Origin of the sequence: Mariniflexile fucanivorans (assembly GCF_004341235.1) — a bacterium.
In the GTDB taxonomy this organism is placed as follows: Bacteria; Bacteroidota; Bacteroidia; order Flavobacteriales; family Flavobacteriaceae; genus Mariniflexile; species Mariniflexile fucanivorans.
The window spans coordinates 185,311-201,246 of sequence record NZ_SLUP01000002.1 but is presented as its reverse complement, the minus strand read 5'-3'; the positions used below and the strand labels follow the sequence as shown (position 1 = coordinate 201,246).

10 protein-coding genes are annotated in these 15,936 nt (G+C 34.8%); all 10 read left to right on the top strand.

Annotated elements, in window-relative coordinates; all coding sequences use genetic code 11:
- Positions 1–4 precede the first annotated feature (4 nt).
- The 10 genes from ade to EV196_RS04295 all read left to right on the top strand — a co-directional run bounded on the left by ade (position 5) and on the right by EV196_RS04295 (position 15,936).
- Complete coding sequence (gene ade / locus EV196_RS04340; RefSeq protein ID WP_132215307.1) at positions 5–1,630, top strand: adenine deaminase; 1,626 nt, start codon at positions 5–7, stop codon at positions 1,628–1,630.
- A gap of 95 nt (positions 1,631–1,725) precedes the next feature.
- Positions 1,726–2,685 (top strand): YheT family hydrolase, encoded by a 960-nt coding sequence (locus EV196_RS04335; RefSeq protein WP_132215305.1) that lies wholly within the window; start codon positions 1,726–1,728, stop codon positions 2,683–2,685.
- 176 nt (positions 2,686–2,861) lie between these two features.
- Entirely contained in the window at positions 2,862–5,381 is a 2,520-nt protein-coding gene (gene nirB / locus EV196_RS04330) for a nitrite reductase large subunit NirB (protein WP_132215303.1), read from the top strand.
- 206 nt (positions 5,382–5,587) lie between these two features.
- Entirely contained in the window at positions 5,588–5,965 is a 378-nt protein-coding gene (nirD, locus tag EV196_RS04325) for a nitrite reductase small subunit NirD (protein WP_132215301.1), read from the top strand.
- Between the two features lie 18 nt (positions 5,966–5,983).
- Positions 5,984–6,568 carry a DUF4202 domain-containing protein gene (locus EV196_RS04320; RefSeq protein WP_132215299.1) on the top strand — a complete coding sequence of 195 codons (585 nt, stop codon included), beginning with the start codon at positions 5,984–5,986 and terminating at the stop codon, positions 6,566–6,568.
- Positions 6,569–6,583: 15 nt separating this feature from the next.
- A complete protein-coding gene (locus tag EV196_RS04315) occupies positions 6,584–8,398 on the top strand; it encodes a sensor histidine kinase (RefSeq protein ID WP_132215297.1) in 1,815 nt (604 codons plus the stop codon).
- A 191-nt stretch (positions 8,399–8,589) separates the two neighbouring features.
- A complete protein-coding gene (locus EV196_RS04310; protein WP_132215295.1) occupies positions 8,590–9,261 on the top strand; it encodes a response regulator transcription factor in 672 nt (223 codons plus the stop codon).
- Positions 9,262–9,443: 182 nt separating this feature from the next.
- Positions 9,444–10,877: an MFS transporter gene (locus tag EV196_RS04305; RefSeq protein WP_132215293.1), complete on the top strand. Its 1,434-nt coding sequence runs from the start codon at positions 9,444–9,446 to the stop codon at positions 10,875–10,877.
- 113 nt (positions 10,878–10,990) lie between these two features.
- Positions 10,991–14,512 (top strand): nitrate reductase, encoded by a 3,522-nt coding sequence (locus tag EV196_RS04300; RefSeq protein ID WP_132215291.1) that lies wholly within the window; start codon positions 10,991–10,993, stop codon positions 14,510–14,512.
- Positions 14,509–15,936 carry a rubredoxin domain-containing protein gene (locus EV196_RS04295; protein ID WP_132215289.1) on the top strand — a complete coding sequence of 476 codons (1,428 nt, stop codon included), beginning with the start codon at positions 14,509–14,511 and terminating at the stop codon, positions 15,934–15,936. The genes EV196_RS04300 and EV196_RS04295 overlap by 4 nt, the downstream gene beginning before the upstream one ends.

Sequence of the window (15,936 nt, the reverse complement as noted above, 5' to 3'; positions counted from 1 at the left end):
TAATTTGAAACTACAAGGAAACATAATCGACATACCAAACAAACGTTTTTTTAAAGGTGAAATCACTTTTGAAAATGGAAAAATCGCATCGATTATTGAAAAGAATCATAACATTGAAACCTATATCCTTCCGGGTTTTGTAGATGCCCATATTCATATAGAAAGCTCGATGTTGGTGCCAAGTGAATTTGCTAGATTAGCCGTCACCCATGGCACCGTAGCAACCGTTTCAGATCCGCACGAAATAGCTAATGTCTTAGGGGTTCAAGGTGTAGAGTTTATGATTGAAAACGGAAAAAAAGTACCGTTTAAGTTCAATTTTGGAGCACCATCGTGTGTACCAGCTACCACGTTTGAATCAGCGGGTGCGGTGATAGATTCTGAAGCAGTAAAAAAACTTTTAGAAAATCCTAACATCAAATATTTAACAGAAATGATGAATTACCCGGGTGTTCTGTTTGATGATGAAGAGGTTTTGAAGAAAATTGATTGGGCAAAAAAATATGGTAAACCGGTTGATGGTCATGCACCAGGATTAAGAGGTGACAACATAACTAAATACATCAACGCAGGAATTTCTACCGACCACGAATGTTTTACTTATGAAGAAGCTTTAGAAAAACTTCAAAAAGGCATGAAAATTTTAATTCGTGAAGGAAGTGCCGCTAAAAACTTCGATGCTCTAATCGACTTGGCATCAGATAATTTTGAAAACATGATGTTTTGTAGTGATGACAAACATCCAGACGATTTGATTGTAGACCATATAAACAAACTTTGCGCAAGAGCTATTGCAAAAGATATTGATGTGTTTAAAGTACTGCAAATGGCTTGTGTAAATCCAGTAAAACACTATAATTTAGAGGTTGGATTGTTACAAGTAGGTGATTTTGCAGATTTCATTATTGTTGAAGATTTAGTAAAATTCAAAACGCTTCAAACATATATAAATGGCGAGTTGGTTTTTGATAAAGGAAAATCTTTAATTAAGCCAGTATCTTTTGATATTCTGAATAATTTCAATTGTATTAAAAAAGAGATTTCAGATTTTAAATATGAATCTTCAGCCAAAAAAATTAGAGTTATTGAAGCACTGGAAGGTCAATTAGTGACAAACGAATTAATTGAAGATGCTTTAATAGTTAACGGAAATTTAGTTTCAAACATCGAAAAAGACATATTAAAAATGACGGTGGTAAATCGTTATAAAAATGAAAAACCTGCCATATCATTTATTAAAAATTTCGGATTGAAAGAAGGTGCTATTGCATTATCTGTAGGGCATGATTCGCATAATATCATTGCCGTAGGTGTTTCTGATGAAGCCATTTGTAAAGCGGTTAATTTAATTATTGAAAATAAAGGCGGTATTTGCGCCATTTCAAATTCCGAAGAAAAAATTGTACCGCTTCCAGTCGCAGGAATTATGAGTGATAAAGATGGAATTACGGTAGGAAAACAATACGCTAACCTCGACAACATGGCAAAACAATTAGGTAGCACGTTACACGCGCCTTACATGACCTTATCGTTTATGGCATTGTTGGTAATTCCATCATTAAAACTAAGTGATAAAGGATTGTTTGACGGAACTAATTTTAAATTCACATCTTTGACAATTGACAATTGACAATTGACAATTGACAATTAGCAATTAACAATGAAAAATTAATAATTTCAGCAACCATCAACCAACAACCAAAAACCAAAAACCAACAACCAAATATGCCAATAATAGAACCAACCTACAAACCACTATTCTTTTTTAAAAAAGGTTTTGTTTCAACTGTTTATTCAGGTTTGGTACGTCGTGTTTCATTAAAACAAGAACGTGAACGCCTTAGGCTAGATGATGGAGATTTTCTGGATTTAGATTGGAGTTTTTCAAAAGAAAAAAGCAACAAATTAATTATTTTGCTTCACGGATTGGAAGGTAATGCCCAACGTCCGTATGTAACAGGAGCTGCTAAATTATTTAACGAGAATAATATTGATGCGGTTTGTGTAAATTTTCGAGGGTGTAGTGGTGAAGATAATTTGTTGTACCGAAGTTATCATTCGGGATCTACCGAAGATTTGGAAGCGATTATTAATCACGCTATTTTAAATAAAAAATATTCAGATATCTACCTGAAAGGCATTAGTTTAGGGGGGAATATTATTTTAAAATATTTGGGTGAAGGTGGATTAGTTCCACAGGAAATTAAATCGGCTATTGCCATTTCAGCACCTTGTTATTTATCTGGATCTGCTAAAGAATTGCACACTTTTAAAAATATATTATTTCACGACAGATTTAAAAGGCATTTAGTTAACCGGTTAAAAATCAAACAAAAAAACTACACCAATGATTTGAGTGTGGAAGATATTAATTCAATAAAAACTTTATACGATTTTGATAATATTTATACATCAAAAGCACATGGTTTTAAAAATGCCGAAGATTATTATGAGCAATGCAGTAGTCTTCAATTTCTTTCAAAAATAAAAACGCCAACACTTATTATTAATGCGCTTAACGATTCCTTTTTGTCACCAGAATGTTACCCGGTTAAAGAAGCTAAAAACAATCCGAATTTATATTTAGAAATGCCAAAATTTGGAGGCCATGTGGGATTTATTGATAAAAAGAATGTCTATTATAATGAAAAAAGAGCTTTATATTTTATAAAATCTTTTAACTAACTATCAATTGATAGCGTCCATTCGTATTTCTTACCATTTTATTTTAATGAATACTTAGAAAATGATTATTCAAATTAAGAAATTGCTAATATTCAATAAAATCAGTATAATTTATATTTTAAAATAAGTATTAATACGTAGTTTTTGTTTATGTTTGTATTATTAAATACGTAATCATGAAGAAAATTATTGTAGTTGGTAACGGAATGGTAGGTTATAAGTTTTGTGAAAAATTTGTAGCACTAGCAAAAGATAAAAAATTTCAGTTAACTGTTTTTGGTGAAGAACCTAGACCAGCATATGACCGTGTTCATTTAAGTGAGTTTTTTGAGAATAAAGATGCGAAAGCTCTTGAAATGGCTCCTAGAGAATGGTATGAAGAGCATGGAATTGAATTGGTTACCGACGAACGTATTACAGCAATTCATCGTGTTTCTAAAAAAGTAACAACGTCAAAAGACTTAAATTATAAATACGATTACTTAGTATTAGCTACCGGTTCTGCGCCTTTTGTACCAAATATTCCTGGTGTAGAAAAACAAGGTGTTTTTGTTTATAGAACTATTGAAGATTTAGAAGACATGCTTTCGTATGCCGCTAAATTGAAGAAAGGAAGAAAAAAAGACACTATTAAAGCTGCGGTTTTAGGTGGTGGTTTATTGGGTTTGGAAGCAGCTAAAGCAGTCATGGATATGGGTTTTGAACCCCATGTAGTTGAGTTTGCAAATAAATTGATGCCGCGACAGTTAGATACCAGAGCAAGTAAAGTGTTGCAAGAAAAACTAGAATCTTTAGGAATCAATATACACTTATCAAAAGCTACAAATAAAATTCTTGGTGATAAAAGTATCACAGGAATGGAGTTTGGAGAATATGATAAAATTGATGTGGAAATGTTGGTTATTTCAGCAGGAATTAGACCGCGTGATGAATTAGCAAAAACCTGTTATTTGGAAATGGGAACCCGTGGTGGTATTGTGGTTAATGATAAAATGCAAACTTCCGATCCAGAAATTTATGCTATTGGCGAAGTTGCTTTATATAACCAAATGATTTACGGTTTAGTAGCTCCCGGTTACGATATGGCTGGTGTTGCCGTAAACCAAATTATAGGAAACTCAGAGGTTTTAATGGAAAGCGATATCGATATGTCTACCAAATTAAAATTAATTGGTGTAGATGTAGCGAGTTACGGCGAGCCTTTTATGCCTGTTGAAAAAGGCTATTCGATTATTTATGAGAACAAAACGAAGAATTTATACAAACGTATTAATATCAGTCATGATGGAAAAAGCCTTTTAGGAGGTATTTTAGTTGGTGATGCATCTGATTATAATATGTTTCATCAAATATATTTAAACGGTCTCCCAATTCCTGAAGATGCTGAAGAGTTGATTTTAGGGAGTAGAGGTGAAGGTGGTTCATCCTTTGGAAGTGTGATGGATATTCCAGATGCAGCGCAGGTGTGTTCTTGCGAAAGTGTGACTAAAGGCATGATTTGTTCTTCAATTACTGAAGGCGGTTGCCAAAATTTAGGCGATGTTATTGCAAAAACCAAAGCAACTTCAGGTTGTGGTGGTTGTAAACCAATGGTAGTCGATTTGGTAAATGAAACTTTAAAATCTCTTGGAAAAGAAGTTAAAGAAACCCTTTGCGAGCACTTTAGTTTTAACCGTCAGGAGTTATACGATTTGGTGAAAGTTAATAAAGTTAAAGATTACGACGAAGCTTTAAACTTGTTTGGTGAAGGCGACGGTTGTGAAACTTGTAAGCCAGCATTAGCGTCTATTTTCGCGACTATTACTATGGAAACGCCAAACAAACAAGTGGCTATTCAAGATACAAATGATCGTTTTTTGGCCAATATTCAACGTAACGGAACCTATTCGGTGGTGCCAAGAATTGCTGGTGGAGAAATTACACCCGATAAGTTGATTGTTATTGGTGAAGTTGCTAAAAAATACGATTTATATACTAAAATAACTGGTGGACAACGTATCGATTTATTCGGTGCACAATTACACGAGTTACCACTTATTTGGAAAGAATTAATTGATGCCGGTTTTGAAAGCGGCCATGCATACGGAAAATCTTTAAGAACGGTAAAAAGTTGCGTTGGTTCTACATGGTGTCGTTACGGAATGCACGAAAGTGTCACCTTCGCTATCGAAATTGAAGATAGATATAAAGGGTTACGTTCACCACATAAATTAAAAGGAGGCGTTTCGGGTTGTATTAGAGAATGTGCTGAAGCCAGAGGTAAAGATTTCGGATTGATAGCTGTTGATGGCGGATGGAATTTATACGTCTGTGGAAACGGTGGTGCCACACCAAAACACGCGGTGCTTTTCGCAGAACAATTAGACGATGCTACAGTTATTAAATACTTAGATAGATTCTTAATGTTTTACATACGAACCGCTGGACCTTTAGTAAGAACAGCGCCTTGGTTAGAAAAATTGGATGGTGGTATTGAATATTTAAAGAAAGTAGTTATTGAAGATTCGTTAGGAATTGCTGAAGAATTAGAACTGGAAATGCAAGGTCTTGTTAACAAATACGAATGTGAGTGGAAACAAGCTATTGAAGACCCAAATATGGCAAAACGTTTCAAACATTTTGTGAATTCGGATGATACGGATGATAATTTGGTATTTGTACCAATGCGTGACCAGAAAATGCCAAAGGCGTGGTAAATCAATTGACAATTGACAATTATCAATTGTTTAGCGTTAGGGATTGCAGCGGAAAGCCCGCAGTGAGGCACGAACGAGGACTTGTAGCGGAAAGCCCGACCCGATAGGGTAACGCCCAAATAAAAAAATGAATTAAATAAAGTGGATTTGTGAAAGTGTTTCAAACGCATAAACAAATAAACAGATAAACGAGTAAACTAATAGATATGCAAAATATTCTTGAACAATATAAATCGGTTACAGAAGCTGACGTTAAAACGTGGTTTGAAGTTGGTACCGTATCGGATTTTCCTGAAAATAGTGGGGCGTGTATTAAGTACAAAACCAAGCAAATTGCGGTGTATAATTTCGCTAGAAAAGACAAATGGTATGCTTGCCAGAATTTGTGTCCGCATAAAATGGAAATGGTGCTGTCTTTAGGGATGATTGGCGATAAAGAGGGCATTGCTAAAGTGGCTTGCCCCATGCATAAAAAGAATTTTTCGTTGGAAGACGGTACGAATTTAGCTGGCGATGATTTAAAAATTGCGGTATATCCTGTTAAAATTGAAGGAGGAAATGTGTATATTGGCTTTTCAGATTAACATTAAAATATACGCACCATGAAACCAACACGTTTTGAAACAGCCATTGCATTAATTGATAAACAAAATTCTGAAGATCCTAACGTTTACCACGCTTGTGGTTTGGATTTTCCTAAAGAACTATTGTATTCGCAACGTATGTCTCAAAAGTTGTTGCAGTTTAACCCAGATGCTTCGAGAGCGCTTCAAATTGCTGCCAGAGCGCAACATATTTGCCGTTGGAAAATTGCTAGAGACGAATACCCAATGGATAGAGTTGGCTATTTAAAATGGCGTGAAACGCTTAAAAAAATGCATGCTGAAATTACAGCTGATATTTTAAAAGAAGTGGGTTATGACGGTGAGTTTATTGAGCGCGTTTCTTTTTTAATCAATAAGAAACTTATTAAAAAGAATGAAGAAAGCCAAACGATTGAAGATGTGATTTGTTTGGTATTTTTAGATTATTACTTTGAAGAGTTTGCTGAAAAGCACAACGATGAAAAGGTAATTGATATTCTACAAAAAACATGGGTTAAAATGTCGGAAGAAGGACATGCAGAAGCCCTAAAACTTAAATTTTCAGATAAAAGTTTAGCGCTTGTTAAACGAGCTATTTCCTAAAAATTAAAATAACCAATGACGAAAAACGGTAATTCATTAGATCAACGCACTTTTGATAGATTAAGCCGTTTGTACATTATTGCTTTGAGTGCCATTGCGCTTTCGGTAATTGTGAGTCAGATTTTGGTGCGCAAGTATTTAAAAGACCAACAAAGTGACTCTTCGGTTATTAATGTGGCGGGAAGACAGCGTATGTTGAGTCAGAAATTAACAAAAGAGATTGTATTACTTTCTACGGAAGATAGCATTGAAGAGCGACTGCTCCTTAAGGAAAAGGTTAAGCAAACTCTTAAATTATGGACAGTATCACATAAGGCACTTCAAAACGGAAATGATAGTTTAGGATTGCCAGGGAATAATAGTGAAATTATCAAAGATAAATTTGAAGTTTTAAATCAAACGTTGGATAGTATTAGCAATGCTTCCCAAGCCATTATTGAAAAAATTGAAAACATTCCGCCATTATCAAATTCGGTTTTTGTGGAGGATGTAGCCATTGTAAAACAATACGAAGGCCATTTTCTTGATGTTATGGACGAGATTGTAAATCAATACGATTTAGAAGCCGATGCTAAAGTAAGTTGGTTACGTAAGTTGGAGTTGTTTATAATGGCATTTACCATACTTATATTATTGGCAGAATTTCGATTTATATTTTGGCCAACAGCAAAATCGGTTAAAACCATACTTGCAGAATTATTATTTGCAGAGCAAAAAGCTAAAAAAATGGCATTTGATGCCGACGAACTAAGTATTTCCAAAGAAAAATCGATTAAAGAATTGCGAGCGTTAAGTCATGCCATGGATGAAACGTTGCTGTTTGCACGCATTTCAACTATTGGAAATTTAGTGCATATGGGTAAGAAGTTTTCAAAACTTTTTAAGTTCACAAAGTTTAATATGACTACCAATTTTGCTGAAGTACTTTCTATAAATGAAGCAGAGCAACTTGTTATTGAAAACTTAATTAATAAACATAGAAAAAAGGGTTGGCAAGGTGAAGTAAAAGGAACAACGAAAGATAATCAAGATATTTGGTTGGAAATGGCAATTATTCCGTTTAACCCCACGGATGATAAATCGGAACTCCTTATCATTGCTTCCGAAATTACCACAAGAAAAGCAGCTCAACTTGAAATTGCCCGATTAACCAAGGAAAGTTTTGAGGAAAAAATAAACCAGCAAAAGGTTGTTTCAAGTAAAATTATTGAAAATCAAGAAAAGGAACAAAACCGCATTGCCAAAGATGTGCATGACGGCATTGGGCAAATGCTCACCGGTTTAAAATACAATTTAGAAAGTATTGATATTAAGGATATTGATAAAGCAGCTTTAAAAATTGAACACTTAAAAGTACTCACATCAGATATTATTAAAGGAGTAAGAACAGCAACCTTCAATTTAACACCACCAGAACTTTCCGATCATGGTATTGTACCGGCACTTTCAAAATTAACGTTGGAATTAGGTAAACTTACCGCTAAAAATATTGTATTATTCAATAAAACAGATTTTAATAAACGGTTAGATTCGTTAGTGGAAATTAATATCTACCGTATTGTACAAGAAGCTATTAATAATGCCATTAAGTACGCCGATTCTACACATATCCTCGTTTCGTTATCACACAGTGAAAATATACTTAGTATTGTTATTGATGATAATGGGAAAGGATTTGATCCTTCAAAAGTAAAGCATGTTAAAAATGGCGATGGCGGTATGGGAATGACCTTTATGAGAGAACGCATTAAATATATAGATGGGCGTTTTTTTATAACTTCCGAAATTGGAAAAGGAACACGAGTAACGTTGAATATACCATTGGGTTAATTTGAATGTCATGTCGACGATAGGAGACATCGCATTATTGGCTTTTTTGGTTATTACTTCGATAAGCTCATAGTTTTCTACTATTAAAGTATATATCTTAAAAGACAATTATTGATATATGTTTTTTCTATTGAAATGAAATTACGTAGTATTACTTAAAATCCTTATTTTTGTACTTATAAAAATAGAAAATGAATATGATAAATGTAGTTTTAGCAGACGACCATGTTTTAGTAAGAGATGGTATAAAAGCACTTTTAGAAGATCAGGAAGGCATTCGTGTTATTGATGAGGCATCAAATGGTGCTGAGGCTCTTGAGGTTATTAAGAGAAATAAACCGCATTTATTGATTGTGGATATCAGAATGCCAGAACTTAATGGTATTGAGGTTGTTGCTGAAATAAGTAAAAATCATCCCCATGTTAGAACTTTAGTGCTTTCAATGCATGATTCTGAAGAATACGTAGTAAAAGCCATTCAAGCAGGAGCCGATGGCTATTTACTGAAAGGAGCAAGTAAAGAAGAGTTTTTAAAAGCCATTCACAAAGTCGCTTCAGGAGGAAAATACTTTACGGGTGATGTTTCAGCAATCATTATGAATAATTTTGTGAATGGTAACACAGCAACCCCTTCAATTAATACTCCGGAAACAAAACAAATTGAAGACCCATTCAATCTTACCAAACGTGAAAAGCAAATATTAAACCTTGTTTTACAGTTAAAAAATAATAAAGATATTGCTGATGAACTTCAAATTAGCAAACGTACTGCCGAAGTACATCGTTTCAATTTAATGAAAAAATTAAACGTAAAAAATCTTATGGAACTAAGTAATAAGGCTAATGAGTATCAACTTATATAGTTCAAACTTAGTTTTTCTATTCTATTATTCGTAAAATTCAATATATTAAGTAAGGTTTTTTGATAGATTCATAAAAACAGATTTTGATATTTATCAAATACGTATTTATTTATATAATACGTAATTTATATTTTTATTATTAAGTATATATACTTAGTTTTGTACGTATAAATATACTTATTATGAAAACGACACAATCTCTTAAGGCAACTAAACTAAGTTTGTTCAATTTTAAATCGATTCCAACACGTACATTTTGGATTACTTCAATTTCATTCTTCATGTGTTTCTTCGCATGGTTTGGTATTGTTCCATTTATGCCCGATGTTGTTAAAGATTTAGGATTAACTCCAACTCAAAAATGGAACTCTATCATTTTAGCAGTTTCAGGAACCGTATTTGCCAGATTACTTATTGGAAAATTATGTGATAAATACGGTCCAAGATTATGTTATACATGGTTGCTAACATTAGGCGCTATTCCTGTAATTGCATGTGGTTTGGTACAAACGCCACTTCAATTTTTAGTATGTAGGTTATTTATTGGTTTCATAGGTGCTTCGTTCGTAATTACGCAAGTACATACCTCTTTAATGTTTGCTCCTAATGTAGTAGGAACAGCCAATGCAACATCTGCAGGATGGGGTAATTTAGGTGGTGGTGCTAACCGTTTAGGGATGCCATTAATCGCAGCTGCTGTAGTAAGTTTTGGAGTTGCCGATGCCGAGGCTTGGAGATATTCAATGGTTATTGCAGGTATCGTTTGTTTTTTAATGGGAATTGTGTATTACTTTTTTACTCAAGATACACCTGAAGGAAACTTTAAAGATTTAAGAGCCGCTGGTGAAGAAGTTACTACTAAAAAAGATAAAGTTGGTTTTTCAACCGTTATAAAAGATTATAGAACATGGATACTTTTTGTAGTTTATGCTGCTTGTTTTGGTATAGAACTTACAGTATATGGTACCATGGATGATTATTTGCAAAACACGTTTCAATTAAGCAGACTTACCGCAGGAAACATTGTTTTGTCCTTTGCATTAATGAATATTTTTGCTCGTACCTTAGGTGGTTTCTTTGGTGATAAATTTGGAAAACTTAAAGGTTTACGTGGTCGTGTATTGTTTCTTGCGGCCATCTTATCATTAGAAGGTATTATGTTAGTTACATTTTCTACAACGACAAGTATTGTGTTAGGAATCATGTTTTTAATCATGTTTAGTTTAACAGTTCAAATGGCTGAAGGGGCAACCTTTTCTGTGGTACCATTTATAAATAAAAAAGCGATTGGTTCGGTTTCAGGAATTGTTGGTGCCGGTGGAAATGTAGGGGCTTTTTTAGCAGCTATGTTATTAAAATCTAAATCGGCTGTAGCGGAAAAAGCAGCACTTGTTTCAAATCAAGGATTGGGTGAAGAAGTTATGAAATCAGCGCAATCTGCAGCAGCATCTAGCGCAGTTTCAAGCGGTTATTTCATCATCGGTTTTGTGGTTGTGTTAACAGGAGTTTTAGCGCTTGCCATTCGTTTTTCAACAGAAGATGAAGTGGTTTTGGAACCAAACTTAAACGAAGTAAGTCCTGAATTAATTACTGTTAAGGCAGATTATAAAAGTTAATTTTAATAGATTTTGAATAAACAAGTAGCTTTTTTATTGTATTACTAATAATAGATTAGGAGCTTGTTTGGTGTTGTTAAATTAACGTAATTCGTAATAAATCGTATTTGTAAATGCATAAAAAGGAAGTAAAAACAACGTGTTCGTATTGTGGAGTTGGTTGCGGGATTATTGTTAAAAAAGATAACAATAATAAGGTGCTGGTTGAAGGTGATAAAGACCATCCTGTAAACAAAGGTATGCTTTGTTCAAAAGGCATGAATTTACATTACGTCGTTAACGATACTTCCGATAGAATTTTATATCCCGAAATGCGCTGGAGTCGTTCACATCCTCGCGAGCGTGTAAGTTGGGACGATGCTTTAGAGAGAGCAGCAAGTGTTTTTAAATCTATTATAAAAAAACATGGTCCGGATAGCGTTGCCTTTTATGTATCAGGACAAAGTTTAACCGAAGAGTATTACATCGCCAATAAACTAACTAAAGGTTTTTTAGGGACCAATAATATCGATACGAATTCACGATTGTGCATGAGTTCGGCAGTTGTTGGATATAAAAAAACCTTTGGAGAAGATAGTGTGCCAGTATCTTATGAAGATATTGAATTAGCCGATTGTTTTCTAATTACTGGTGCAAATCCTGCCTGGTGTCATCCCATTCTTTTCAGACGCATCGAGCAGCATAAAGAGAAAAATCCCGATGTGAAAATTATTGTAATAGATCCGCGTAAAACGGATACAGCAAATTTTGCCGATTTACACCTTCAGTTAATTCCCGGAACCGATGTTGTTTTATATAATGCCATAGGAAGATGTTTGTATAAACGCGGATTAATTGATGAAGACTTCATTAAAAATCATACCGAAGGGTTTGATGCCTATAAAACTCAAATTTTCGAAACTTCATTAAAAGAAGCTTCAAAAATTTGTGGAATTTCAGAAACAGATATTCGAAAAGCCGCCGATATTATTGGTCTTTCAAAAGGCTTTATTAGCATGTGGACCATGGGGCTTAACCAAAGTGCAATAGGTACCGATAAAAACACAGCTTTACTAAACTTATCACTTATAACCGGACAAGTTGGTAAACCAGGTTCTGGTCCGTTTTCTTTAACTGGACAACCTAATGCCATGGGAGGTCGTGAAGTAGGAGGAATGGCAAATCTTTTGGCAGTGCACAAAGACTTGATGAATGAAGAACATCGCAGGGAAGTAGCCCAATTTTGGGGCGTTGATAAAATTTCACCAAATCCAGGATTAACAGCTACCGAAATGTTTGATGCTTTGGAATCTGGAAAATTAAAGGCTATTTGGATTGCCAGTACCAATCCACTTGTAAGTTTACCTAATTTAAATCGCGTTGAAAAAGCCATGAAAAACGCCAAGTTTGTTGTGGTTCAAGATATATCGCATAAAGCGGATACTGTGGCTTTTGCCGATTTGGTACTTCCTGCTGCTGGTTGGTTAGAAAAAGAAGGGACGATGACGAATTCTGAGCGTCGTATTTCCTATTTACCTAAAGAAATAAATGCCCCTGGAGAAGCCAGACCCGATGTGGAGATTTTCTGTGATTTTGCGCAACGTATGGGCTTCCGAGGCTTTAACTACAACAGTACCGAAGAAATTTACGATGAATATTGTTCTATGACCAAAGGAACAAAAATTGATGTATCGTTTTTAAATTATGACAGATTAAAAAGTGAAGGCACCTTTCAGTGGCCAGTATCAGAATACCGCCATGCAGGAACGCCACGACTTTTTCAAGATAAAAAATTCTATACGCCGTCACAAAAAGCCATTTTTAATGTGGCTACCAGTATTCACAATACGGCGTTACAACCCAATGAAGATTACCCCTTAGTTTTAACAACAGGCAGGGTACGAGACCATTGGCATACCATGACAAAAACGGGCAAAGTTTCCCGTTTAAAAACCCATTATCCAACGCCCGTTTTAGAAATTAATCCTGTGGATGCATATTTAAGTAAAATTAAAGATGGTGATATTACCGAAATTAAAAGCGAAAACGGCGTTGTTAGGGTACGAGCAAAAGTAACTGATAGTATTGTAAAAGGTTGTGTATTTTTACCCATGCACTGGGGGAAACAGTTGCAAAGCACCTTAAATAGAGCTAATAATTTAACCAACACACATATAGATCCAGAATCGAAGGAACCCGATTTTAAATATACTCGTGTGTCCGTTTCAAAATATAAAAAGCCAGTCGAAAAAATTATTATTGTTGGGGCAGGAGCTGCAGCATTCCGATTTATTCAAAATTATAGAGAATCGAATGAAGTTGATGAAATTCATGTATTTTCAAAAGAGCCTAATTTGTTTTATAACAGGGTGTTGCTTCCCGAATATGTAACTGAAGAATTGAGTTGGGAACAACTTCTTAAAATAAAACAAAAAGAGTTAGGTAAGTTAAATATTAAGGTATATCCTGAAACATCAATTAACAAAATCGATTCTGAAAATAAAATAGTGACAGATACCAATGGCGATAAACACACTTTCAATAAGCTTATTTTGGCAACTGGAAGTCGTTCGTTTATTCCAAAAGATGTTCAAATTGATCTGCCTGGGCGTTTTACCATGCGTAATAAGAATGATGCCGATAGATTTAAAGCTTATTTAGATGCTACAGGTTTACCACCCGAAGAACAACACGTTGTTATTGTAGGAGGCGGACTTTTAGGCTTAGAGTTGGCAGCTGCCATGAAGCATAAAAACGTAAAAATCACCATCATACAACGGGCATCTCGATTAATGGAACGTCAATTAGATAAAATTTCAAGTAAATTGTTGTCTTTGGATGTGCAAGAACGTGGTATTCAAATTTACTTTGACAATGAAGTAAGTACCGTATTTGATGATGATGATACAGGCGAATTAAACATCACTTTAAAAAGTGGAAAGTTCATTACGGCTAATGCCATTGTATATGCTATTGGAACGATTCCTAATATTGAAATTGCGAGAGAAAACGGCATTCATTGCAGTCGTGGAGTAAAAGTGAATCAGCATTTGCAATCGTCCAATTCAGATATTTTTGCGATTGGTGAAATTGCCGAATTTAATAATCAATTATTCGGAATTACTTCAGCAGCAGAAGAGCAAGCCACTATTTTAGCCAATTTTATTGCGGGCGATATTAGTTGTGCTTATAACGGTTCGGTTTTAATGAATATTTTAAAATTCAACGATTTAAATCTGTGTAGCATTGGCGAAATAAATGTACCTGAAAATGATGATTCGTATGAGGAAGTCATCTTCACCGATATTTCAAAACGCTATTATAAAAAATGTATTGTAAAGGACGATTTGTTAGTTGGTGCGGTTTTAATGGGTGATAAAAATGAATTTGCCGAATTTAAAACCATGATTGAAAGCAAAATCGAAATGTCTGATAAAAGAAACACTTTATTACGCGGATCTTCAAACGATGTGCCTGTTATTGGTAAATTAGTCTGTTCCTGTAGTCAGGTAGGTGTAGGTAATATTGAAGATGCCATTAAAAGTGGCTGTACCGATTTTACAGAACTGTGTAACAAAACAGGAGCAGGTTTAGGCTGCGGAAGTTGTAAAACGGAGGTTAAGGAAATTCTTAATAATGCAAAAGTATTGGCATGAGTGAATCATATAGATTAATAGTGAACGGTGGTGTACTGTCGCCGGGCGAGTTAAAATACATTTGTGAAGCCGCAGAAAGTTTGGGTTTAGATTCCATTTCGTTTGGTTCAAGACAAGATATTGTTTTTCCAGAACCTGTAGATGTAGAAAAATTAAAGACGTTCGATAAACTTCAAATAGTAGTTCCAAATGCAGACCGTTGCGAAAATATGGTGTCGTCTTATGTGTCGTCCGATATTTTTCCAAGTACCTCATGGCTTACCAGCGATAGGTATTTATACGTTTTGGAACAATTCAAACATAAATTAAATTTACGTGTTAATATTACCGACCCTAAACAACGTTTAGTGCCTTTATTTACGGGGCATATTAATTTTATAGCTTCAGAACACGAAGATTATTGGTATTTGTACATCCGACTTCCAGAATGGAAAAAAACAGTTATGTATCCAGCGCTTATTTATAGCTGGGATTTAGATAAAGTAGAGCTTGCCATTGAAAACATGTTGCAGGAAGAACCAGAAAATGTAGAAACTATTTTCGAATTGGTTAGTGATGCGATAGACACCAACAACAGAACCGTCGATAAACCTTTGGAAGTCCCATTTTACCCATTTCCATACTATGAGGGCATGAATAGAATAGGCGATAAATATTGGTTGGGTTTATATTGGAGAAATAACCGTTACGACCTAAATTTTTTAAAAGCGATGTGCGAGTTGTGCGCCGAAAATAAAATAGGTAAAATATCCATCACCCCATGGAAATCATTCATTGTAAAAGGTATTCCGTTGCAAGCAAAACTCCAATGGGAGAAGTTTTTAGGCAAGTTTGGTATCAACGTACGCCACTCCATGCTAGAACTCAATTGGCATTTGCCGGTGAATGATAAAGAAGCTTTGAGTCTAAAAAAATATTTGGTTACTAATTTCGATCAGAACGATATCAGCACCTATGGTTTAACTTTCGGACTCACCAATTACGCTAGTAAGGCCTATTATTTTACATCGGTAGTTATTCAGAAAAACAAACAACCCGAAGCGTTACATGGTTTTGTAATTCGAGACACCTACAATTTATTGTACGCCAAAAATTTCGACCCAAATACACGAGACTACATCATGCATGTTCAAGATATTGATAAGGTGGAGTTACCTGGTTTGTTAATGGAATTAAGTCAGTTGTATTTTGAGCAATTAGGAACCGAACGCGAAGAGGTTTCAGTAAAAGCTGTAAAAAAGGAAAGTATTGAAGAACAAGTATATCAGTGCACAGATTGTTTGACGGTTTATAACGAAGTTTATGGCGACATCACCCAAAATATTCCGCCAGAAACCCCGTTTGAAAGCCTACCAGAAACTTATGAATGTTCCCTTTGTGAAGCCCCAAAAAGTAGTTTTGTGAAGAAAGTTTTGGTGAAATAA

What these genes read in the sequence shown, in the direction of transcription:
- nirD (WP_132215301.1), top strand. Translation starts at nt 5,588, where the DNA reads ATGCAAAATATTCTTGAACAATATAAATCGGTTACAGAAGCTGACGTT.
- EV196_RS04305 (WP_132215293.1), top strand. Translation starts at nt 9,444, where the DNA reads ATGAAAACGACACAATCTCTTAAGGCAACTAAACTAAGTTTGTTCAAT.
- EV196_RS04320 (WP_132215299.1), top strand. Translation starts at nt 5,984, where the DNA reads ATGAAACCAACACGTTTTGAAACAGCCATTGCATTAATTGATAAACAA.
- EV196_RS04335 (WP_132215305.1), top strand. Translation starts at nt 1,726, where the DNA reads ATGCCAATAATAGAACCAACCTACAAACCACTATTCTTTTTTAAAAAA.
- EV196_RS04310 (WP_132215295.1), top strand. Translation starts at nt 8,590, where the DNA reads ATGAATATGATAAATGTAGTTTTAGCAGACGACCATGTTTTAGTAAGA.
- EV196_RS04315 (WP_132215297.1), top strand. Translation starts at nt 6,584, where the DNA reads ATGACGAAAAACGGTAATTCATTAGATCAACGCACTTTTGATAGATTA.
- EV196_RS04300 (WP_132215291.1), top strand. Translation starts at nt 10,991, where the DNA reads ATGCATAAAAAGGAAGTAAAAACAACGTGTTCGTATTGTGGAGTTGGT.
- EV196_RS04295 (WP_132215289.1), top strand. Translation starts at nt 14,509, where the DNA reads ATGAGTGAATCATATAGATTAATAGTGAACGGTGGTGTACTGTCGCCG.
- nirB (WP_132215303.1), top strand. Translation starts at nt 2,862, where the DNA reads ATGAAGAAAATTATTGTAGTTGGTAACGGAATGGTAGGTTATAAGTTT.